Here is a 19,740-nt window from a genome sequence, read left to right as displayed (position 1 = left end):
AGTTGACCGAAATTAGAATGTTTTTTTTGAAATTCGGTTGTTTCGTGGATGCGGGTTGCTTCAAGTCAATGTAGGAGTGGTGCTACATGGGGCACAAATCCACCAGTGCGATGACCTACGGACCTCAACTCAAATGAATGTACTTGCCAAACCCGCTGATCTTGAAGCTGCCGCCCCGGCAGGTGTCTTCGTCGAGGAAGTGAAAACTGTACAACATTACACGGATCGGCTGTTCCGGTTCCGCATGACCCGCCCGGCGAGCTTTCGCTTCCGTTCCGGCGAGTTCGTCATGATCGGTCTCATGATCGACGGCAAGCCGCTTTACCGTGCCTACTCGATTGCCAGCCCAGCCTGGGACGAGGAACTGGAGTTCTTCTCCATCAAGGTTCCGGACGGTCCGCTGACTTCGCATCTCCAGAAGATCCAGCCGGGCGATGCGGTTTTGATGAAAAAGAAGCCGACCGGCACGCTTGTCAACGACGCGCTCGTTCCCGGCAAAAGGGTCTATATGTTTTCAACCGGTACAGGGATCGCACCTTTCGCGAGCCTGATCCGGGATCCTGATACCTATGAAAAGTTCGATCAGGTCATCCTGACCCACACCTGCCGCGAGGTGGCAGAGCTGAAATACGGCGAAGACCTGGTTCAGGAAACAATCAACGATCCGCTGATCGGGGAGTATGCGAAAGACAAGCTGGTGCATTATACCTCTGTCACCCGCGAAGACTTTCCGCGCCAGGGCCGCATTACCGATTTGATCCAGTCAGGCAAACTGTTTGAGGATCTCGGTGTACCTCCACTCGACCCTGCGGTCGACCGCGGCATGATCTGCGGCTCCATGGACATGATCCGAGACACCAAACAACTGCTAGAAGCCGCTGGCCTCAACGAGGGCGCAAACAACAAACCCGCCGAGTTCGTCGTTGAACGGGCATTCGTGGGTTAAAAAGCTGTTGTGGTTTTGAAATGAACCCGTCTGTTTTCAGACGGGTTTTTCGTTGTCTAATTCGGTAACGGCCAGGATGACAGCAACCCTATAACAGAGGTAAAATATTTGCGTGATCCTCACGCGCATACTCGAGTTCTGACCGGCTTGCGACCGACAGCCGGTTCGCTCTGAAGCCAATTTGCACACCGAGCGATTTTAGAATTTCAAGTGTCTCGCAATTGTAGGAATTGCAAGGGTGCGAGACTGTGTCGGGCCGATACCCGAGAATGGCATTGAGACTGTCGGAATTCCGTTTGTATTCTGTTTTTTGCTCGGCAGCCGGAAGTTCGGCCAGGGTGGTTGGGTGCGTGTGAGAATGGAGCCCAACAACATGATCTGAATGCGACAACTGCTTGACCTGTGAAGCGGTTAGCCAGAGCTTTTCCCTCGCGCTATCAATCGAAAAGCGTGCTTCTTTCATCATAAGTTCTACAATCGACCTGTAGCTCTCACCTGTGAGTACATTGTCTCGCAGATATCGGAACCATCTGTCGTTGCGTGAATAATAAGTAGCATGCGTAAGGTAGCTTCCATGATCGAACCTATGTTCTGAGGTGTGATAAGCTTCCGACAGCAATTCATGAGCGAGTTCGAAAAACCGTTCATAAAATTCATCAATGCTGTCAAAACAGGTTGTCCGGAAGTAACGAAAGATTTCCAGTGGCTCCAATCCACCTTCGAGAATAGAAGAATAAACGAACCAGAAACCTGTCAGGCCATGCTTTTCAAGGACAGGCAGCGCAACATCATATTGGCAGGCGAGGGTATCATCGAACGTTACACAAACTTCGTTTCGTTCTAGTGAGCCAGCTTTCGCCCGGTCCAGCCAGTCTTTCGCTTTGAGAATTCGGTGTTTTCGAGAGATGAACTCAAGAATCGCTTCGAAGGTATTGCCGTTGATGCTTCCCTGGGTCTGCGGATGATCTTGTCCATGAAAATGATGGAACATTAGACCGGTGGGGCGTTCGAACCGCAATTTCACCTCTTCACTGTTCCAGGGTCTGAAAGAACGTAAGGTCGACTAAGGTGCGCACGCATACATGTTCTTTTGCTCCGTCATTCGACTGAACTCAAGTCCTGACACTGTATCCCGGAAGCATCTGGTTGGAGAGCGTTTGCAAATTATTTCTGTTGATAAGCAATACACAATAAGTCCAGGAAACGGGCGTAGTTTAAGTCTTTTGTTTAAATTGCGGTAGGTGGCAGTCGCCCTCCAGAGTCCATCAATGGTAAGCTCAAGCAAATGACCGACAAGATGGATAGTATTTTTGATATCGCTCCATATTCTATGGCGCGCGCCGAAAAGGTCGCGTTCCTGCAAAGTAGTATGAGTGAGTTGACCCAATTTCACTATGATCGGTGCAGCGAATATAAGGCGATGATTGATGCATTGTTCGGTGGCTGCGATTTTTCCACCAACTTGGACGAACTTCCTTATTTGCCGGTGGGTGTCTTTAAGCACCACAGGCTGAAAAGCATTCCAGATGATGAAGTTTTTAAATACATGCGCTCTTCTGGTACGTCAGGTCAGCGCCCCTCGGAAATAGTTTTAGATAAAAAGACCGCCAATTTGCAGACTAAGGGGCTCACAAAAACGCTTAATGGCGTTTTGGGTGGTCAACGCCTGCCAATGCTTGTTGTCGACAGCGAAGACGCTCTGGGCGCAAATGCGAATTTTTCGGCACGCGGTGCTGCAATTCGCGGGTTTTCAATGTTTGGACGTCGTCCGGTATTTGCTTTGGACCACGACCTCAAACCAGACCTGCTGAGGATCAAGAGCTTTTTCGATCAGCACAAAGACAAAGCCGTATTTGTTTTTGGTTTCACTTTCCTGATTTGGACTTCTTTGTGTGAGACCTTGGCAGAGCTGGACATACAAATTGACATGTCTAATGCCATACTTTTACACGGCGGCGGTTGGAAAAAACTGGTCAACAAGGCTGTGTCTCCTGCCGCCTTTAAAGAACGACTTAAGCAACAGTTCAACATCTCACGCATCCACGACTATTACGGCATGGTTGAGCAGACCGGATCAATTTATGTCGAATGCGACGCGGGCCACCTGCATTGCAGCGTATTCAACGATGTGTTGATCAAGGATGTCATCTCGCTTGAAAACAAAAATTTCGGCGAAGAGGGATTGATTCAGACCTTGTCGATATTCCCCTACTCCTATCCTGGCCATTCGATTTTGACCGAAGACCTGGGCATGCTGCTCGGTGAGGATGATTGTCCTTGTGGACGGAAAGGAAAATATTTTCGTGTCCTGGGTCGGTTGGCAGAAGCTGAAATAAGGGGCTGTAGCGATACACTGTGACCTTCCAAGCCCTCAATCATAGTCGCATCGCCGGCGCTGAAAGCTTTGACGATCTGCTGAAAGAGGGTCCGAGAAGGATATTCGACCCAATGGTGGTCGAAATGTTGTCTGCATTTTCCAAGATACTCATGAAGGATGAGGCTCATGCCTATCCGGATGTCGTTAGTCTTGGTTTTTTCTGCCGACGCGCCAATCTTTCGATTGTCGCTCGCAGGTATACGCTCAACGATGCAATTCGCATAGGACGAGGCCACTCTGTTCACTACACGCCATCAAACGTCCCTTTGAATTTCTGCTACAGCATGATTGCCGCGCTTTTGGCCGGCAATTCCTGCGTCGTGCGCCTTTCGAACAAGGCATCGGTTGTGACCGAATTTGTCGTTGAAAAACTGAATGCTATCTTGTCGCGTTCCGAATTTGAGGCTCTGCGCAATAGGATTTTTCTGTTTCGGTCCCAAGCGGACGACAAACTAAACCAAGCACTGGGAGATATTGCTGACATTCGAATAATTTGGGGTGGCGATCAAACCGTAAGGGACATTCGCAAGGCTTCATTGAAGCCCCATGCTTACGATATCACATTTCCCGATAGGTATTCGATCTGCCTGATCGCAGCAAAGGAATATCTTGAGGAGAACGATAAAAGAGGTATTGCGACAGCGTTCTACAACGATACTTTCGTGTTTGATCAAAATGCTTGTTCTTCGCCAAAAGCTATCCTCTGGATCGGAGATCAGGTTTCTGTTTCGCGAGCTCAAGAGTTGTTCTGGAACCAACTGGATCAACAAATGCGACGCAAGGGCTACAAATGTCCTGCTTCAAAGACAAATGAGAAGCTTACCAAGATTGCAGGTTTGGCTGTCAGCGGACTTGAGCCAAGAGTGTCGCGAAGCAACATGACGGGCAATGTCATCGTGAACACGATGCCAGAAGCGTTGGAGAATGCGGATAATTTTACTGGGGGCGGATATTTCTTGCAGGTGCAGTTTGAACACCTGGCGGCCTTGCCAGTGATCAATGACCATCGACTACAGACCGTAACGCATTTTGGGTTTGCACAGACCGAGCTTGAAGCGCTTGTACTCAGCGTGCCCACAAAACTGAGTGCGGAAAGGTTGGTAAAGATAGGAAACGCAACGGCGTTTGATGTCATCTGGGATGGATATGATTTGATTGGCCAGATGTCAAAATTCGTTTTGGTTCAATGAGTAAGTGCCAGAAAATGACTCAAGAATCGAACTGGCTCAACCGAAGGCAGTGAGCGGAACAACCAGAAATGTCGGAAAATAACGAAAAGTATCAGAAGTGCTTCATGGAAGCTTTTCCCGTCCAAAAGCAAGATCTGGAGGGTTTAAAGTACCAGGATATTCCGGAGTGGGACAGTATTGGTCACATGAACCTTGTCGCTGCGCTGGAAGATGAATTTGGTATCGAAATGGAGATCGACGACATCACGGATATCTCAGACTTCCGAAAGGGCAAGGAAGTCCTGTCAAGATACGAAATTTCAATTTAATGACCGGTAGTCCCAAGCTCAATTTCGATATCAATGGCATCAAGGAATGCCAGAGAAATCGGCATCCGATCCTATTTCTAGATAAGGTTGTTGATGTCGTGCCCGAGCAACGCGCAACCGGGATCAAGGCATTTTCGTACAATGAGTGGTTTTTTCCTGCACACTATGAGGATGAGCCTTCTGTGCCTGGCTTCATCTTGGTCGAAACGATGGTTCAGACTTTTATTATGACGTTTCTGACCATGCCCGAACATAAAGGCAGCAAAACAAATTTCCTAAACATCGGCAATGGTAGTTTCCGGAGGCAGATTATCCCTGGCGATACGCTTGTTGTGAATGCTGAGCTTGCCTCCTTGAAAAGAGGCATAGCAAGAGGGAAAGCCGACGCATATGTCGAAGACGAATTCGCTTGTTCGGCAGATTTTGTCGTTTCGATCAGGAGCGCGACCGATGCCATTTTCCAAAAAATGAGGGAGAAGCATAGTTGAAGCGCGTCGCTGACTACGTTTTCGATTATTTTGCTTCCCTTGGTGCACGGCATGTTTTCCTTGTCACCGGCCGTGGCGCTTTGTTTTTGACGGATGCTGTGGAGAAAAACGATGCGTTGCACGCTGTGTGCCCGCACCACGAGCAGGCGGCTGCTTTCGCTACTGTTGCCTATGCTCAAGTTTCTGATCTGCCTGCAGTTTGTCTAACGTCCACCGGTTGCGCGTCGACAAACGCCATTACTGGCGTACTTACGGCCTGGCAGGATGGGATTCCCTGCTATTTTATTTCTGGTCAAAACACCCTTGCTGAGGCCAGACGTCATACCGGTGAACCGATCAGAACCTACGGCCAGCAAGAAGCGGATATCGTCGAATTGGTGAGCCCGATAACAAGATATTCCGCATTTGTCAGTGATCCTGCCAAGATCCGTTTTGAACTGGAGAAAGCGACAGCGCTCGCGAACAAAGGAAGGCCTGGCCCCGTTTGGATCGATATTCCACTGGATGTTCAGAACATGCGTGTCGATCCGGATGCACTGCAAGGGTATGAACCGGACGAAGAACAAAATGCTAAGGTTTTCGGGGATGATCTTGCATTTCTTGAAGAGAGCCTCAAGAACGCAACGCGGCCTGTCATCCTAGTCGGCGGTGGTGTCAAACTCGACAACGCTGCGGAAAGCCTCAAGGCCTTTGCGGAACGAAATGACATACCAGTGACTTTTACGTCATCAGCAACAGATGTCTACGGTACGGCAAACAGTCATTCCATAGGGTCAGTTGGAGTAATGGGCTGTTCCAGAGCCGGTGCATTTGCGGTCCAAAACTCAGATCTGCTGCTTGTACTGGGCTCCAGATTGCCGTCTTCGGTCATTGGTGCAGATGCGCACAAATTTGCACGCAAGGCCGATATTATTGTCGTGGATGAGAATATCGAGGAGTTCGAGCGGAATAAGGACCTGTTCAAAAGGATAATACCAATCCGACCGGGGCAGGTGCTCAATATCTTATCTTCAAAGAAATTCAGGACGAACAGTGATTGGCTCAAAAAGTGCTTACACTGGAAAACGCTGTTTGCCGACTTCGATGGATGGGAAAATCAAGACACAGCTATTGACCTGCATAATTTCGCTAGAGTTTTGTCAAATGTGCTGCCCGAGAGGGCAAATTTCATATGTGATTCAGGATTTATCGATGTAATCCTGCCAACAAATATGCGCTTTTCTTTGGGGCAGAAATGCGTGCATCCAGTTTATCAAGGTGCGATGGGATTTGCTCTTCCTGCGACAATGGGTGCGTGGCTGGCAACGGAAAGACCGACAGTTGCTGTTATTGGCGACGGCTCGATAATGATGAACCTGCAAGAACTTCAAACTATCGTCCACAATGGACTGCCGGTAAAAGTCATCGTTGTTAACAATGGTGGCTATGCAATTATCAAACGGCGTCAAAAGGAACTTTTCCGCAAGCGCACAATTGGCACGGATCAGTCAAATGGTGTTGGAGTGCCAAGGTTTTCCTCGGTCGCTGCTGCCTTTGGCATCGAGTATGCCAAAATCGAGAACCTTGACACATTGGAACAAGATCTTGGTGGGTTGCTTCAAAGACCTGAAGCCATGTTGATCGAGATCGATGGTCTGGCCGACCAAGTTTATCTTGAAGTCTCTTTTGCCAAGACCCAGGAAAGAAGGTATGTGCGGCGGCCATTGGAGGACCAGTTTCCCTTCATGGACAGAGACGTGCTTAAAAACGAAATGATCGTTCCAGTTATTGATCAATAAGGAAAAGCGTCTGCTGCCATGAATAAGAACGCCTCTGCTGGATCCATCTTTGAGAACCGTCCATATATTGTCGCCGAATTGAACACCAGTCACTTTGGAAAGGTCGAGACGGCACAGGAGATGGTTCTCAAGTGCAAGGAAATTGGCGCGGATTGCGTGAAATTTCAATCTTGGACGGAAGAAAGCCTTTACGCAGATTCCTATTTCAAAGAAAATCCGATCGCAAAGCGGTTCTTTAAAAAGTATTCAATGGGCCCTGAAGAACTCTGGGAACTCTCACGTTATTGCAGGTCTATCGAAATTGGATTTTCTTCAACGCCGTATTCAATAGATGAAGTCGATTTTCTAATTGAACAGTGCGATGCCGATTTTATCAAAATCGCGTCTATGGATTTGAACAACATTCCCTATCTGGAATATATTGCCAACAAACATGCAACGACCATTCTTTCAACCGGCATGGGAACTATACAGGAAATTGAAAAAGCTGTAGCCGTCTTTGAAAAGGAAGGTCACGATCGCCTCTGCCTTCTCCACTGCGTGTCCGTCTATCCTTGCCCAACCGAGATTTGCAATCTCAACAACATCCCGATGCTGGCGGAACGCTTTCCCGATGCGATAATTGGGTATTCGGATCATACGAAAGGACCGGAGGCCGCGGTTGCCGCGATTGCTTTAGGTGCGAGGGTCATCGAAAAACACTTTACGCTCGATAGTAGTCAAATCGGCATGGACAATCACATGGCAACCGAGCCTGATGAGTTTTCTCAGATGATCTCCTTTTGCCGCAAGACGGTTGACGCCCTTGGAAGTTCGGGAAGGCAGCTGACTGAAAGCGAACTCAAGCAAAGAGCTCAAATGAGAAGAAGTGCAGTTGCAGCTCGAGATCTCAAAGGTGGGGATAGCTTCAGGCGTGACGATATTGTTTTCAAGCGACCCGGAACAGGAATTCCACCGGACAGGATCGAAACATATTTTGGTATGGTCCTCTCAAAGGACATAGCAAAAGGTGAGGTTGTCAAAGAAACTGATATTCAGCGCCAGGATTAGTCAATGTGAGCTCTGATCGGGTCTTTCACAAAAGGGACGGCGAAATGATATTCGGCATTGACCGGTTTGCCGAAAATGTCGCGTTTCAAACAGATGATGGCGACCGCTATAGGTATTCCGAACTCGTCAGTACAGTGGATGAGTTTTCAAAAAACCTGGAAGTCCAGAAAACCCTTGCAATATGCATTTGCGAAAACAGCGTCGCTTTCATTGCAGGCTATCTCGCTTTTCTGAACACCGGTATAGTGCCCATCATGCTAGGGGCACAGATCGACCCCTCTTTCATAGTCGGTTACATTGGTGAGTACCGGCCACGCTATCTATGGAAGCCGCGAACGCTAGCAATTAGCGTTCCCGGCTTCAAGCTGGCAGCGTCTCTGAACGACTATGATCTTTTGGTCAGCTGCGAGACTGTCACGTTGGATCTACACTCTGATTTGGCGCTTCTGGCAACGACTTCCGGATCAACAGGCAGCAAGAAACTGGTGCGTCAGACACTGGACAATTTGTCGGTCAATACGAGTGCAATCACCGATAGTCTCCACCTTGATGATAACCTATCGACAATCACGACATTGGCCTTGAACTACACTTTCGGCATGTCCGTTTTGCATACCCATTTATCTGTTGGGTCGACGATCCACTTAACGTCTCGTTCGATCATGCAAAAAGATTTCTGGTTAAGAATGCGGGAAGGTGAAGTTGGAATTCTTTACGGTGTTCCTTTTACATTCGAAATGTTGAAGAAGCTGAAAATACACCGACAGGATTTGCATCACTTGCGTGTACTTGCTCAAGCCGGCGGAAAACTTTCACCAGAATTGAGCGCTTATTTTTCGAGCTGGTGTGAGGAGGCAAAAAAGAAGTTCTACATAATGTACGGTCAGGCGGAAGCCACAACCCGTATCAGCTGTTTTTGCCTAAACGAACACCCGGAAAAAGGTCAAAGCGCTGGCCGTCCGCTTAAAGGTGGAGAAATACGAATCCAATCCGAAAAAACAGTCAAGTCTAAGAATAATGTCCTGGGTGAAATTGTTTATCGAGGACGAAATGTCTGCATGGGGTATGCGGAAGGAGCTGATGATCTTGTTCTCGGCGATACCTGGTGCGGAGAGCTGTTGACCGGTGATACGGGATTTGTGGACGACGATGGTTTTGTCTTTGTCACCGGCCGTAAAAAACGAATGGTCAAACTCTATGGTCATAGCGTTTCGCTAGACGATATCGAAGCGTTACTTAATGCTGAGTGGCCAGGTCAATTCATTTGCATCTCATGCGACGAGAAAGTCGTGGTGTTCTATTCGGAAGATCAAGATACAGAAGTGTTAGCCCGTTTTCTTGCTTTAAACCTGAAATTTCAAATGAAAGACTTCAGTTTTCACCGACTGGGAAGGGTTCCGCGAACAGAGAGCGGAAAAGTAAGTTATCATCATTTGGATGTGCTTTATCGATCTTCATTGGCGACGGAAATTTAAGTAGAGGTGCCAAGTTTACGAGGAATGTATCTCAGATGCAACGCAGTCTAAGTCATCGGCTACTCCTTGTGAGTGAACTATCGCGATTTGTAGATTTCGTTCGTGATAACTATGGAGAAACGCATTCCTATGTAATGCATCCGCAAATGGCGCGCCATTTCTATGAAGATGGCGAGCATCTGAACATCTACGCGGCGTTCAAAAACGATGAGCTAATTGGCGTATGGCCATTTCTCTACTACAACCGCCAAAAAACGGACGCTGCGGGCTGTCTGTTTTTGTTTAAGCCTATGGATGGTCTTCCGTTCGTCGGTCAGGCTTTCATGAAATCATTTCTTGAGGATGTTGCGCCCGAAGGGTATTTCACTGCCGGAATAATAGAGCGGCTCTTGCCATTCTACCGGCGGGTGAAGCATCGATGCGAGCATTTTAGTCAGTTTTATTGGCAACCTGTGAAGTCGACACATTTAAGGTCTAAGGATGTCGGTTTCGATTTCTCCGTTCGATTGATTTCCACCAATGAAAACCTGTCAGAATTGAGAGGGCGTTTTCCAGTTTCCGACTTTCTTCCACGCAAAGACTTCTGGTTCTTGAAAAAGAGTTATGTAGACAATTTGTCTCAAACCTTTGAAGTATTCGAGGGAGTTTGCAACAACGAAGTTTTTGTTTTTGTCACCGCATCGTATGAAACTCCGATAGGCCGAATTCTGCGCCTCTATGATTATTTTGGTAAGCTTGAGAAATTTGACGCTGTTCTCAAATATCTTCAACGAAAAGCTCTCGCTGAACACTGTCGGCATGTCGATATCATGGTTGCCGGGATTGATGTGGCTGTATTCGAACGAGCTGGATTTGAGTCCTTAGACTGCAATCAGAACGAGACGATTGTCCCGAACAATTTTTTCCCCTTTCAATCCGTGAATTCAAGAGTCCATTTTGGAGTAAGGCTAAACAACTCTGATCTCTCGGGGGAACCGGTCGTGTTGTTTAAAGGTGCCGGAGATCAGCTTGTTCCGCGACAGATCGTAGACTGGGAAAAGTCGGTTGAGGTCAATTATTGCCAAACGTAAGTCAAATTGAACACGCCCGAGCTTTGTTTGTTAAGGCTCAGGTTGTCTGGAAAAAATACTTCTGCTGACTAACGTTCCAGAAGTCAACGTTTTCAAGAACTTCGACAAATCGCATTGCTGCGTTTCCGGTGCCAAAAGAAGGATCTGCATCGTGGCGTTTTCCCCATTTTTCGGCCAAAAAGTCCCTGATAACGTCGCAATCAAAAGCGGTTACGTCCGTAATCGTCTTGGACCTTGACCTTAGATGCTGCCGGGAGCCCACGTTGAGGCTGGGAAGTCCTAGAAAGGGTGCTTCTCTAACCCCGGCACTAGAATTTCCAACCATCACACTCGCGTGTTTCATCAGGGAGGAGAAATAGGAAAACCGCATGCTCGGCAAACAGCGAAAACGTTCACTCGGCAACTTGTCGATCTCGCGGAAGATTTCTTCGCTACCAGGATCGTTGTTAGGCATGATGACGACGAATTGCCGACCACTCGCCGTCAGATTTTCAAATAACTTTCGCGCCTGTGCACCAATCGTATCGCGTTCTGAGGTCACTGGGTGAAAGACTGCAATCCCGTAATTCTCGAATTCAATCTCGTACCGTTTTCTAACTTCGGCTATTGGGATGCCGTTGCCGTGCAAGTGAATGTCCAGTTCTGGAGAGCCTATGGTGAACACGGTCTTGGGATCTTCGCCAAGCGTAATGACGCGCTCGCGCGCGTCTTGCGAACTCACGAAATGATAGGTGCAGAGTTTGGTATTGCAGTGGCGATAAATCTCATCGATTGTTCCGGAAACTTCGCCACCTTCAATGTGCGCACATCTGATGTAGTTTGTCGCGCAAACAAGCGCACCAGCCAGAGCCTCTATTCTGTCTCCGTGAATAATGGTCAGGTCTGTGGGGTTTTCGTGCAACCAGTCTGAAAGTCCGATAATTGTCTTGGAAAGAATAATGTCTTGAGAGTCGCCGATACGTTGGTTGATGTATTCCTGCCTGCGAACACCTTGAACCCTTTCAACTTCGATACGGGTCGCCCCGTACCGCTCCAGCATATGCATACCTGTTACAAAGAATGTCACATTGTGACCGGCGTCTCTTGCGGCCACCGCGAGGGGTTCCAGCTTTCCAAAATCGGCGCGTGTACCGGTAAGAAACAGAAGATTGCGTTCCATGCAGACCTCCGCCTTACGTTTCCAGATCGTCCCAGCGTAACTGATCGTTCCGCTTTGCAGACCGTTTCAAAGACCTGCCGATCACCTTTTCAAAGTCTTGGACAGGAATTTCACCATTGCCAGGGCGCCGCGCCCAGATGTCTTGTTCGGCGATAATGTGGCCTGCCTTCAGGTCACGGTCGGCAACCACAGAACCGCGGGCAAACCGATAAACATCTTCTTCCGGTGTGGTTCTTTGCTTTCTGTTGTGGAGAGCGGTATGAATTTCGCGAGAGCGATCAATCAGATGACGCAGCTCGGAAGGGTCCATCGAGCAAGAAATATCCGGGCCTATCCGATACCTCGTGTCTGTAAAGTGCCGCTCAAGGATACATGCACCAAGCGCAACGGACGCAAGCGCCATTTCCGGGCCGATGCTATGGTCGGAGAACCCTATGACGGCCTCAGGAAACGCAGCTTGTAGTTCACGGACGCCTTGCAGCGAAACGATTTCAGGAGGAGAGGGATAAAGGTTAGTGCACTCTAACAGAGCGAAAGAATTCCCCGACTTTTCCAATACTTCAACGGACGGACGAATGCTCTCCAATGTCTGCATTCCTGTTGACATGATGACCGGCTTACCGAAGCGGGCAATGTGTCTGATCAAGGGCAGGTGATCGCATTCACCGCTTCCGATCTTAAAACCGGGTACGTCAATTGAGGCAAGAAAATCTGCGGCTGCACGCGAGAAGGGGGTGGAAATATAAATCAGTCCAAGGTCTTCGGTAAACTGCTTGAGCTCTTTCTCAGCTTCTGGCGGCAAGGCGCATTGGCGCATTACATCGTAGATTGAAACATCCGCGTTGGGCGGAAAGATCGACTTTGCTTCGTCTGTCATTTCGTCTTCGACAAAATGGGTTTGGTGTTTGATCATCTCGCAGCCGCTGCGTGACGCTGCTTCGACCATGGACTTGGCGACATCGAGGCTTCCCCCGTGATTTATTCCGATCTCGGCAATCACAAGAGGTGGCTGTTCCGGGCCTATTTCACGATTGGCAATGCGCATCTGTATAATCCCTTAGTACCACCGGCTCGGCAATGTTGCGTGTGTCCTGTAAATGAGCGCCAAAAGGAGGCTGCCTGGAAAAGTAGCGGCTTGAACAGGGGGCATCCTAATTGTCACAATCCAATGCGCTTCAGCCGTGGTTCAGGTGAAAAGTCCTTTTTCCAAATTTCCAATCGGTCGACAATCTCTGGTACGAGGTCAACCACAGTTTGCTCCGGCGTTATTACCGTGTGGTGCATCGATGGGTACCAAGGAGAAATTTCCTGTCCTAGTTTGAAATGGGCTTGCGGGTCTCCGAAGCTCCAGCAAGGCACATTGTGGAGTGCTGCCATATCCGACACGCTGGTGGGAGCTGTAATCACAAGATCGCAAAGCTCAGTCATAGCTCCAGCGTCCATAAGGTTGTTGAACTGGTCAACGTCAGGGAAATGGAAGAACTGGCCTCGGTCGGCTTTGTGCTCCAGATAACGGATTTCCTTGTCGAGGCTGGCATACTGAAGATTTAAGAAAATACAACCTTCAGTCTCCAGAATGGGTGCGAAATCTATAACTGAAAAGTAGTTGCGCACCCTGGCTGAACCCAGGTTCCGTGACCTCCAAGAAATTCCGATGATTGGCTTATCGTCAGCTTCCGGCAAACGACCATACAACTCCTGAACACGACCCTGGCGCGCTTTGAGGCAAGGAAATCTTGCTTTGTTAAACGATTCAATTGTTGGTCGTAGGAAGCATTGTAGATCCGCCATAGCGGTGTGGCAGTCGTAGTCGTCAATAGTGGCTTCCATTGTATCTGCTTCAAAGCTTGCCAGTCGAACAACTGCTTCCGGAAAACTGTAAGCAAAGGGTTCCAGAAGTTTTTGAGACCCCTCGATGATCACTTTGTCTGCTTCTGCAATGACTTCGGAAAAGATAGTGGAGGCTCGCAACGCATCGCCGACACCTTGGTCAGCATGGACGAGGATGGTTTTACCTTTGAGGCTTTCACCGTCCCAAGCGGGTTTATTGAATTTGCGGCAAATTACTGGGAGATTGTCTGCCGAAAAACGTGCCCTGTGGTGTTCCCAGCCTTTCTTCAAATTGCCGGCACCAAGATATGCCAAGCTGAGGTTCCATTCAGCTGTTGGGTGATTTCCGCCAACCAAATCGATGCTTTTTCTGAAGGCTTCGATGGCATCTTTATGGCGAGTGTGCGCAAGCAGACAGACACCGAGAGTAACTTGTCGATCTGGATTCCTTGGAGCGACAGAGGAGGCGAATTCGGCCGAGGCAAGGCCGTCAATTGCGTTCCCGTCGCGAAAGCATGTTTTTGCAAACTCGTGGTGCAATTCATCGTTTTCCGGAAAGCGTTTCAAGGTCTTTTCCAGAAAGTCGCGAGCTTTGTCGTATTCTCCATTGTCTTGCAGGGACTTGGCAAGCAATACGTAGGCTTCCGCACCTTCCGGATCCATCAAGATGCACTTTGAAAAGAACGTTATTGCCTTCTCATGCTGTTTAGCATCTCGCAGCATAACGCCGTAATTCCGGTAACCGTCGGGATGATTAGGGTGGCGTTGAATAAGGCGCTGGAAGATGAGTTCGGCTTCTTCTTCCATATTGCACTTGGAAAGACTGATTGCATGCAGGTTCCAGGCGTCAACGAGTGTGGGGTCAAGATCCAGCGCCCGCCTGGTCAATGCAAGAATGCTTTCATTGTCTGCATTCGGAATGTCTGACATGGCTCGTGCCAGGTTGGCATAGAAGGGGCCCCGGTCATTTGCGATGTTGATCGCCTTCTGGATCTGTTGGATCGCCTTCATGGGATCCCCAAGCTGGCGGTAGGTCACGCCAAGAAGGTGATTTGCATCCGGATGACTGGGAGCTTTTTTCAGAACTTGTTTGTATAGGCGCTGCGCCTTCTCAAGGTCGCCGGCTTTTTGGAAAGCCAGAGCGCGATGCAGCTTTTCAAGTGTCGGATTTGGAGCAGTTTTTAATGCCATTTGGGAGACTGGTCCGTAATTTTACGAAACATCGTTTGCTGTCAGGAGCTTACCAGTACGGTAAAAACAAAAACAGTTTTGGAGAAGTTTTCGCCTGTCTATCCGCAGTTTTCTTGCAGGTTGGACGAGTTGTTTCTGCAAACAATGGTTTGAACCTGATTGAGCACAGAATTCAGGTGCTCCACATTCGCATTTCTGACGAAAAAATCTGTGACACGACTGAATGCACAGCTTCGAACCAGGCTTCATTGATGAAATGATCTAGATATGAAGCACCGATTCTGCCTCAGACCGAATCGAACGAGGATAAGATGAAGGAATTTAACTATTTGGTCGTCGGCGCGGGCTCCATCGGAAGAAGACACTTCGACAATCTAAAGGTGCTTGGCAAGCAAGCAGAATTGCTTCCTTGGCGTCAATTTGATGTTGGTATGTTTGATGCGACGCTGAAGCAGAAAAAAGGCCGGATCGCGGTGGTTATAGCCTCGGGCACAGGCATCCGCCTTGAGCTTATCTCGCGATGTGCTGAGTATGAAGTTCCACTCTATATCGAGAAGCCACTAGCGTACACAAGGGATCAACTGAGCCAGATCTTTTCTATACCTATGGAGTTACAGCGGCGATCCGTGATCGGCTTCATGATGCGCTACCATCCGATTGTTCAAAAGATGGCGGGCTTCAAGCTTTCCGGTCCCTTTCGGTCCACCTTGGCAATCGGCCACAATGTAAACCAATGGCGCAAGGAGTGGAGTTTTTCAGAAAGCTATGCGTCAGATCCTGAAGGCGGCGGAGTACTATTGGACCTTTGTCATGAAATCGATATGGCTTGTATTTTGGACCCTGAGCTTAGAGTGACGAGCGTCTCTTGCCTCGAACATCCTGCCTTTGGAGGTGTGGATGTTGCCTCTTCAATTTCAGCACAAGGCACCAGACTGGGACTTTGTACAATTCACATGGACTACCTTGCTCCGCAGTTGATCAGGCGTGGAAGTTTTGAAGGTCTGCATGAGCGCTTTGATTACGACTTTCAAAAAAACGCCATTGTAGTTTCAGGCAACGGTCCAGATTGCGAACAAAAACTACCCCAGGAACGAAACTCACTCTTTCTCAGTTTAATGAAAGATTTCATAAGTTTGGCTGAAGAGCAGGACACACCTTTCAATAAGCTGTTCCCGAGGATGGACCTGGTTCGAAATTCTTGCAACGCAATAGCCGATGCTTGGGAGAAACGAAGGTTCGTTGGCCAGATAGAGGCGGACTTAACATGATACTTGGCCACATCGGTGCGCGAATGGGTTCTAAAGGAGTACCTGGGAAAAATGTTCGCTTTCTTTGCGGAAAACCTTTGATCGACTGGTCTCTGGAACAGCTCCTTCAAAACGAAAGTGTCGAACAGGTTGCCGTGTCAACGGATGATCCTGAGCTGTACGAATATGCAGTTGGAAAAGGAGCGTTGGAAATCGGACTTCGCCCCGCTCATCTGGCAACTGACGATGCATCGAAATGGGATGTCTGGCGGGATGCACTAATAAAATCGGAAGAGTTGCTTGGCTTGGCCGATGCATTTGTCGACTTGGACTGCACATCTCCACTGCGTGATCCAAAAGATATTGACAACGCATTAGAGCTATTTTTTCGGGAAATGCCCGATATGGTCATGTCTTGCTGTGTTGCTCGAAAAAATCCCTATTTCAATCTGCTCGAACTCGATACGGGCGGCTCACTTCAAGTATCCAAACCGTTGGCAGAAAAAGTCGTCGCACGGCAACAAGCTCCATTGGTGTACGAACACGCTGCCTCGACCTATGTCGTTTCACCAGCCTATTTACGGGCTGCTTCTTCACTTTTTGAAGGGCGCGTCATCCCGTATGAGATGCCTCCGGAACGCTGTGTGGATATTGATTCAGAATTTGATTTTAAGCTGGTTGAGCTGTTGATGAAGGAATACTTAAATGGGTGATAAAAAAACAGTCTTTCTAACCGGCTCTGGGGGCGTTCTTGGGACGGTCTACATTGAGAAGTTTCTAGAGAACGGCATGGATGTTATCGCCTCTGAACTACTTGGTGATCGTTTTGATGGATTAATGGACCGATACGGTGATCATGACTGCTTTCACTGTGTAGAGCTTGATGTAGGCAGTGAGGAACAAGTCGCGGGAATATTCAAGTCACTCGCAGAAAAGAGTTTATTTCCAAACGTTGTCATCAACAATGCAGCCATTACCGGCGAATTGTTGATGGGGCGAGGGGAATCTTTTCCAGATTTTGCGAACACCAAGCTAGATACTTGGGAAAAAACGTTGAAGGTCAATCTGACTGGGGCGTTTCTTGTTGCGCGCCAGATGGACATAGACATTGTGGGTAAGTACCCCGCTAAACTCATCAATGTGGCTTCGATGTATGCCCTGAACGGGCCCCATCATGACATCTACGAAGGTATGCCTTTCAAGTCCTTCAGCGCATATTCTGCTACAAAGGCCGGAATTCACGGGTTGACAATTTGGTTGGCCGGCTATTGGGCAAAACGGAACTGCACGGTCAATACTATCGCTCCCGGAGCGGTGTTCAATGATCACTCAGAAGAGTTTCAAAACAGGGTAGGTAAGCTGATCATGCTTGATCGGATGGCAGAGCCTGAGGAAATTGCAGATGCAATGACATTTCTTGTTTCTGACAATTCACGTTACATGACCGGGCAGATGGTCAACGTTGATGGTGGCTTTAGTGGCTGGTGAGCGCATGCTCCAGACAAAACCAATCCAAACGTACCATTGTCCACTAAGACTATTTGGTTGCGGTACAAATGAGCATTACTTCTTTTGAGAAGCGAATGAACTTGTTTTTTGGCTTCATGAAATCTGGTGTAAAATTCCGGGCTAACCATACAAGTGCACCAGTCCAAGGATGCTTCCAATAGACAGGCAATTGAATGAATCTGTCGCCGATGACTTCCTTGAAGCCAGTGATCTTGTGGATGTCTTCTATCGCCTTGAGCGTAAATGCTGTGCGATGAGTGAAATCGCTATGGAAGTCGACAACATTGTACTTCCAGTCGGGCGTCATCGTAATGATTGTTCCACCTGGCTTTAGTATCCGATAAGCTTCAGCGAGTATTCTTTCCGGATAATAGAAATGTTCAACGACGGACTTGCTGTATATTACGTCGAAAAAATTGTCTTCATAAGGTAAGGCAGCTTCTAGGTCGCCCACACGAACGTCAGCTTCAGGACAATGCTGCTTCGCCAAGTCAGATTGGTCGAAGCCATAGCCTAGAGCTCCTTTGGCCATAAAACCTTTGAGAAACTCGCCCCGCCCACATCCCAGGTCGAGCAATTTAGCACCTGGAAAGAGACTGCATTTTTCCCATAAATGAGCCGTCATCACAAAGGGGTATCCGGTGAACGCTTTTTGACCGTAGGTGACGTCCAAGTATTCATTTTGCGGTTTTGAACCACCGCTCATATTGGTCATTTTGCTGCTCATTCCCTCTGAGCCCGGGTAGGTTAAGTAAAACAGTCGCGGTACGCTGCTGGACGCCGGGCAGCCGAAGTTCATTGATTATCGTCGTGGCAAAATTCTATTTTTAACCAACTTCTATTCAGGCAATGAACTCAATCGATCAACAAGATCGTGGCAGGTGTTTTATCTTTTCTGGAGACTAAATTTCTTTCCAGATACCTGCAATGACAGCTCGGTTGTCTGTTCGAGTTGTCCGCACATTATTTTTGCGCTTGACGAAGCCAACCGGAAATCGATCAACGCCTAAGGCCATTACTGCCTCACGAATCCCTGGTTCTGGAATTGCTGGCGGCGATACTGCTGAGGGCGGTTGCGGACGCGGCGGTATTGCTGGGAGCGGTATTGCTGGCGCTGGTAGTTTTGACGGTTCTGTGCGGCCCGGCCTTGCCTTTGTTGCAGCTCACGCTGCTGCAGGCTTTGCTCGCGGGCTCTCTGGTTGGCCCGCTGTTGTTCAAGGCGCCGCCGTTCCTGCTGTATCCACTGGCGCTGCAATTCAAGCAGCTCCTTTTGCCGCTCGAGCTCTGTGCTTTGTGCAACTCTCAAGGGAGCGTCAGCCGATGAGCGGCTCGGCCAAGCGAGCATGAGTTGACGAGGTTTTTTGACAGGCGCAGTGTCCGTTGAAGTCACGTCAACGTTTTGACGGGCTTGGGCGGGACAAACAACAGCGAGCGCTGTTATCAGGCATGTTGCCAGAGTGGTGGATTTGAGGAAGGTGATGAACATGTGCTGCCGGTTCTTGGCCGGTGACTGTGAAAGGCACTTCGCCATTCACTCAACTCTACCGGTAACTGAGTCGTTCTTCCTGTAAGCTCCAAATTAACAGATTGCTTACAGTCGCGGTCTTTCTTAAGGATTTGATTAAGAAATTATGCCCAGTTTTCTTGAAATCCGAGAAACCTTCGATCGATGTTCTGCGGCTCTGTTTCGATTGTGCATACGCCGCCAATGGTTATGTCGGCATGATGTCACCAAGTTCCCTCGATTTTGTTTTCCGCAATGGAGTTGAGCAGGAACTGGCGCATATCACCCTGAAACTGAATGCTTCCATTGAGCGTGATGCCGTTCACCAGACCGTTCTGCTGGCAACTAACGAAACTCTGCGCACCGTGAGATCGACGGAGCCGCTGTCAGTGGCTTTGGCAGCGGGATCTATAGAATATTTGAATCTGGTTCCGGAGGGCTGACAGTTTTCAACGAGCAGTGATTTCACGTCCCCCTGTTCATGAAGTGGTGTTCTCCAGATGCGCAAATACAAAATGCTCCCCGCCTGCGTTGACCGCTTGAAAACTTTTGTTTGGGCTGCGCGCTGTCCATGGCAGTGTTCAAGCTTTGGCAAGTGCAAATTGGTGATGTAGGGCA

The 19,740-nt window shown here is 48.6% G+C and carries 20 protein-coding genes; 15 read left to right on the top strand and 5 right to left on the bottom strand.

What is annotated here, in order from left to right:
• The first annotated feature begins 133 nt into the window (after positions 1 to 133).
• Positions 134 to 946: a ferredoxin--NADP reductase gene (locus Q0835_RS01355; RefSeq protein ID WP_298957967.1), complete on the top strand. Its 813-nt coding sequence runs from the start codon at positions 134 to 136 to the stop codon at positions 944 to 946.
• A gap of 88 nt (positions 947 to 1,034) precedes the next feature.
• Here Q0835_RS01355 and Q0835_RS01350 read toward each other — a convergent pair whose 3' ends face one another.
• Entirely contained in the window at positions 1,035 to 1,964 is a 930-nt protein-coding gene (locus tag Q0835_RS01350) for a polysaccharide deacetylase family protein (protein WP_298957965.1), read from the bottom strand.
• 267 nt (positions 1,965 to 2,231) lie between these two features.
• On the opposite strand from Q0835_RS01350, the gene Q0835_RS01345 reads away from it, so the two are divergent.
• The 8 genes from Q0835_RS01345 (at position 2,232) to Q0835_RS01310 (ending at position 10,682) form a co-directional block, all read left to right on the top strand.
• Positions 2,232 to 3,305, top strand: a complete 1,074-nt coding sequence (locus tag Q0835_RS01345; RefSeq protein WP_298957963.1) for an acyl-protein synthetase — start codon at positions 2,232 to 2,234, stop codon at positions 3,303 to 3,305.
• An 89-nt stretch (positions 3,306 to 3,394) separates the two neighbouring features.
• Positions 3,395 to 4,513, top strand: coding sequence for an acyl-CoA reductase (locus tag Q0835_RS01340; RefSeq protein ID WP_366142323.1), 1,119 nt, complete (start codon positions 3,395 to 3,397; stop codon positions 4,511 to 4,513).
• Between the two features lie 68 nt (positions 4,514 to 4,581).
• A complete protein-coding gene (locus Q0835_RS01335; RefSeq protein WP_298814673.1) occupies positions 4,582 to 4,821 on the top strand; it encodes an acyl carrier protein in 240 nt (79 codons plus the stop codon).
• Positions 4,821 to 5,309 carry a 3-hydroxyacyl-ACP dehydratase FabZ family protein gene (locus Q0835_RS01330; RefSeq protein WP_298814672.1) on the top strand — a complete coding sequence of 163 codons (489 nt, stop codon included), beginning with the start codon at positions 4,821 to 4,823 and terminating at the stop codon, positions 5,307 to 5,309. Before Q0835_RS01335 ends, Q0835_RS01330 begins: the two co-directional genes overlap by 1 nt.
• A complete protein-coding gene (locus Q0835_RS01325) occupies positions 5,306 to 7,087 on the top strand; it encodes a thiamine pyrophosphate-binding protein (protein ID WP_298957962.1) in 1,782 nt (593 codons plus the stop codon). Before Q0835_RS01330 ends, Q0835_RS01325 begins: the two co-directional genes overlap by 4 nt.
• 18 nt (positions 7,088 to 7,105) lie before the next feature.
• A complete protein-coding gene (locus Q0835_RS01320) occupies positions 7,106 to 8,137 on the top strand; it encodes an N-acetylneuraminate synthase family protein (RefSeq protein ID WP_298957961.1) in 1,032 nt (343 codons plus the stop codon).
• Between the two features lie 44 nt (positions 8,138 to 8,181).
• On the top strand, positions 8,182 to 9,612 hold the full coding sequence (locus Q0835_RS01315; protein ID WP_298957959.1) for an AMP-binding protein: 1,431 nt from the start codon (positions 8,182 to 8,184) through the stop codon (positions 9,610 to 9,612).
• Positions 9,613 to 9,680: 68 nt separating this feature from the next.
• Entirely contained in the window at positions 9,681 to 10,682 is a 1,002-nt protein-coding gene (locus Q0835_RS01310; RefSeq protein WP_298957957.1) for a hypothetical protein, read from the top strand.
• A gap of 37 nt (positions 10,683 to 10,719) precedes the next feature.
• Here Q0835_RS01310 and neuC read toward each other — a convergent pair whose 3' ends face one another.
• The 3 genes from neuC to Q0835_RS01295 form a co-directional block, all read right to left on the bottom strand.
• On the bottom strand, positions 10,720 to 11,841 hold the full coding sequence (gene neuC, locus Q0835_RS01305; RefSeq protein ID WP_298814663.1) for a UDP-N-acetylglucosamine 2-epimerase: 1,122 nt from the start codon (positions 11,839 to 11,841) through the stop codon (positions 10,720 to 10,722).
• A gap of 13 nt (positions 11,842 to 11,854) precedes the next feature.
• Positions 11,855 to 12,886, bottom strand: a complete 1,032-nt coding sequence (locus Q0835_RS01300) for an N-acetylneuraminate synthase family protein (RefSeq protein WP_298957955.1) — start codon at positions 12,884 to 12,886, stop codon at positions 11,855 to 11,857.
• A gap of 113 nt (positions 12,887 to 12,999) precedes the next feature.
• Positions 13,000 to 14,811 (bottom strand): tetratricopeptide repeat protein, encoded by a 1,812-nt coding sequence (locus tag Q0835_RS01295; RefSeq protein WP_366142322.1) that lies wholly within the window; start codon positions 14,809 to 14,811, stop codon positions 13,000 to 13,002.
• Between Q0835_RS01295 and Q0835_RS01290 the strand changes: the two genes are divergently transcribed.
• The 4 genes from Q0835_RS01290 to Q0835_RS01275 are packed head-to-tail and all read left to right on the top strand — an operon-like array spanning position 14,724 to position 17,597.
• Positions 14,724 to 15,122 (top strand): hypothetical protein, encoded by a 399-nt coding sequence (locus tag Q0835_RS01290; protein WP_298957952.1) that lies wholly within the window; start codon positions 14,724 to 14,726, stop codon positions 15,120 to 15,122. The genes Q0835_RS01295 and Q0835_RS01290 overlap by 88 nt on opposite strands.
• Positions 15,123 to 15,173: 51 nt before the next feature.
• The gene (locus tag Q0835_RS01285; protein ID WP_298957950.1) at positions 15,174 to 16,130 is read left to right on the top strand and encodes a hypothetical protein; all 957 of its coding nucleotides are present in this window, start codon (positions 15,174 to 15,176) and stop codon (positions 16,128 to 16,130) included.
• Positions 16,127 to 16,822 (top strand): acylneuraminate cytidylyltransferase family protein, encoded by a 696-nt coding sequence (locus Q0835_RS01280; protein WP_298957948.1) that lies wholly within the window; start codon positions 16,127 to 16,129, stop codon positions 16,820 to 16,822. Before Q0835_RS01285 ends, Q0835_RS01280 begins: the two co-directional genes overlap by 4 nt.
• On the top strand, positions 16,815 to 17,597 hold the full coding sequence (locus Q0835_RS01275; RefSeq protein WP_298957946.1) for an SDR family oxidoreductase: 783 nt from the start codon (positions 16,815 to 16,817) through the stop codon (positions 17,595 to 17,597). Before Q0835_RS01280 ends, Q0835_RS01275 begins: the two co-directional genes overlap by 8 nt.
• A 49-nt stretch (positions 17,598 to 17,646) precedes the next feature.
• Here Q0835_RS01275 and Q0835_RS01270 read toward each other — a convergent pair whose 3' ends face one another.
• Positions 17,647 to 18,333: a class I SAM-dependent methyltransferase gene (locus Q0835_RS01270; RefSeq protein WP_298957944.1), complete on the bottom strand. Its 687-nt coding sequence runs from the start codon at positions 18,331 to 18,333 to the stop codon at positions 17,647 to 17,649.
• Positions 18,334 to 18,663: 330 nt separating this feature from the next.
• Here Q0835_RS01270 and Q0835_RS01265 point away from each other — a divergent pair, with 330 nt between their 5' ends.
• Together Q0835_RS01265 and Q0835_RS01260 are read left to right on the top strand one after the other, a co-directional pair.
• Positions 18,664 to 18,942, top strand: a complete 279-nt coding sequence (locus Q0835_RS01265; RefSeq protein ID WP_298957942.1) for a hypothetical protein — start codon at positions 18,664 to 18,666, stop codon at positions 18,940 to 18,942.
• 263 nt (positions 18,943 to 19,205) lie between these two features.
• Entirely contained in the window at positions 19,206 to 19,565 is a 360-nt protein-coding gene (locus Q0835_RS01260; protein ID WP_298957940.1) for a hypothetical protein, read from the top strand.
• Positions 19,566 to 19,740 lie beyond the last annotated feature (175 nt).

It is taken from the genome of uncultured Roseibium sp., assembly GCF_947499295.1.
In the GTDB taxonomy this organism is placed as follows: Bacteria; Pseudomonadota; Alphaproteobacteria; order Rhizobiales; family Stappiaceae; genus Roseibium.
Note: the sequence above shows the minus strand (reverse complement) of the source record. Positions and strands in the feature narration are given on the sequence as shown.

Bases quoted from the DNA above. Each gene is read 5' to 3' on its own strand.
- Q0835_RS01355 (WP_298957967.1), top strand. From the start codon at position 134: ATGAATGTACTTGCCAAACCCGCTGATCTTGAAGCTGCCGCCCCGGCA.
- Q0835_RS01315 (WP_298957959.1), top strand. From the start codon at position 8,182: ATGATATTCGGCATTGACCGGTTTGCCGAAAATGTCGCGTTTCAAACA.
- Q0835_RS01345 (WP_298957963.1), top strand. From the start codon at position 2,232: ATGACCGACAAGATGGATAGTATTTTTGATATCGCTCCATATTCTATG.
- neuC (WP_298814663.1), bottom strand. From the start codon at position 11,841: ATGGAACGCAATCTTCTGTTTCTTACCGGTACACGCGCCGATTTTGGA.
- Q0835_RS01335 (WP_298814673.1), top strand. From the start codon at position 4,582: ATGTCGGAAAATAACGAAAAGTATCAGAAGTGCTTCATGGAAGCTTTT.
- Q0835_RS01330 (WP_298814672.1), top strand. From the start codon at position 4,821: ATGACCGGTAGTCCCAAGCTCAATTTCGATATCAATGGCATCAAGGAA.
- Q0835_RS01320 (WP_298957961.1), top strand. From the start codon at position 7,106: ATGAATAAGAACGCCTCTGCTGGATCCATCTTTGAGAACCGTCCATAT.
- Q0835_RS01275 (WP_298957946.1), top strand. From the start codon at position 16,815: ATGGGTGATAAAAAAACAGTCTTTCTAACCGGCTCTGGGGGCGTTCTT.
- Q0835_RS01300 (WP_298957955.1), bottom strand. From the start codon at position 12,886: ATGCGCATTGCCAATCGTGAAATAGGCCCGGAACAGCCACCTCTTGTG.
- Q0835_RS01285 (WP_298957950.1), top strand. From the start codon at position 15,174: ATGAAGGAATTTAACTATTTGGTCGTCGGCGCGGGCTCCATCGGAAGA.
- Q0835_RS01270 (WP_298957944.1), bottom strand. From the start codon at position 18,333: ATGACCAATATGAGCGGTGGTTCAAAACCGCAAAATGAATACTTGGAC.
- Q0835_RS01340 (WP_366142323.1), top strand. From the start codon at position 3,395: ATGGTGGTCGAAATGTTGTCTGCATTTTCCAAGATACTCATGAAGGAT.
- Q0835_RS01280 (WP_298957948.1), top strand. From the start codon at position 16,127: ATGATACTTGGCCACATCGGTGCGCGAATGGGTTCTAAAGGAGTACCT.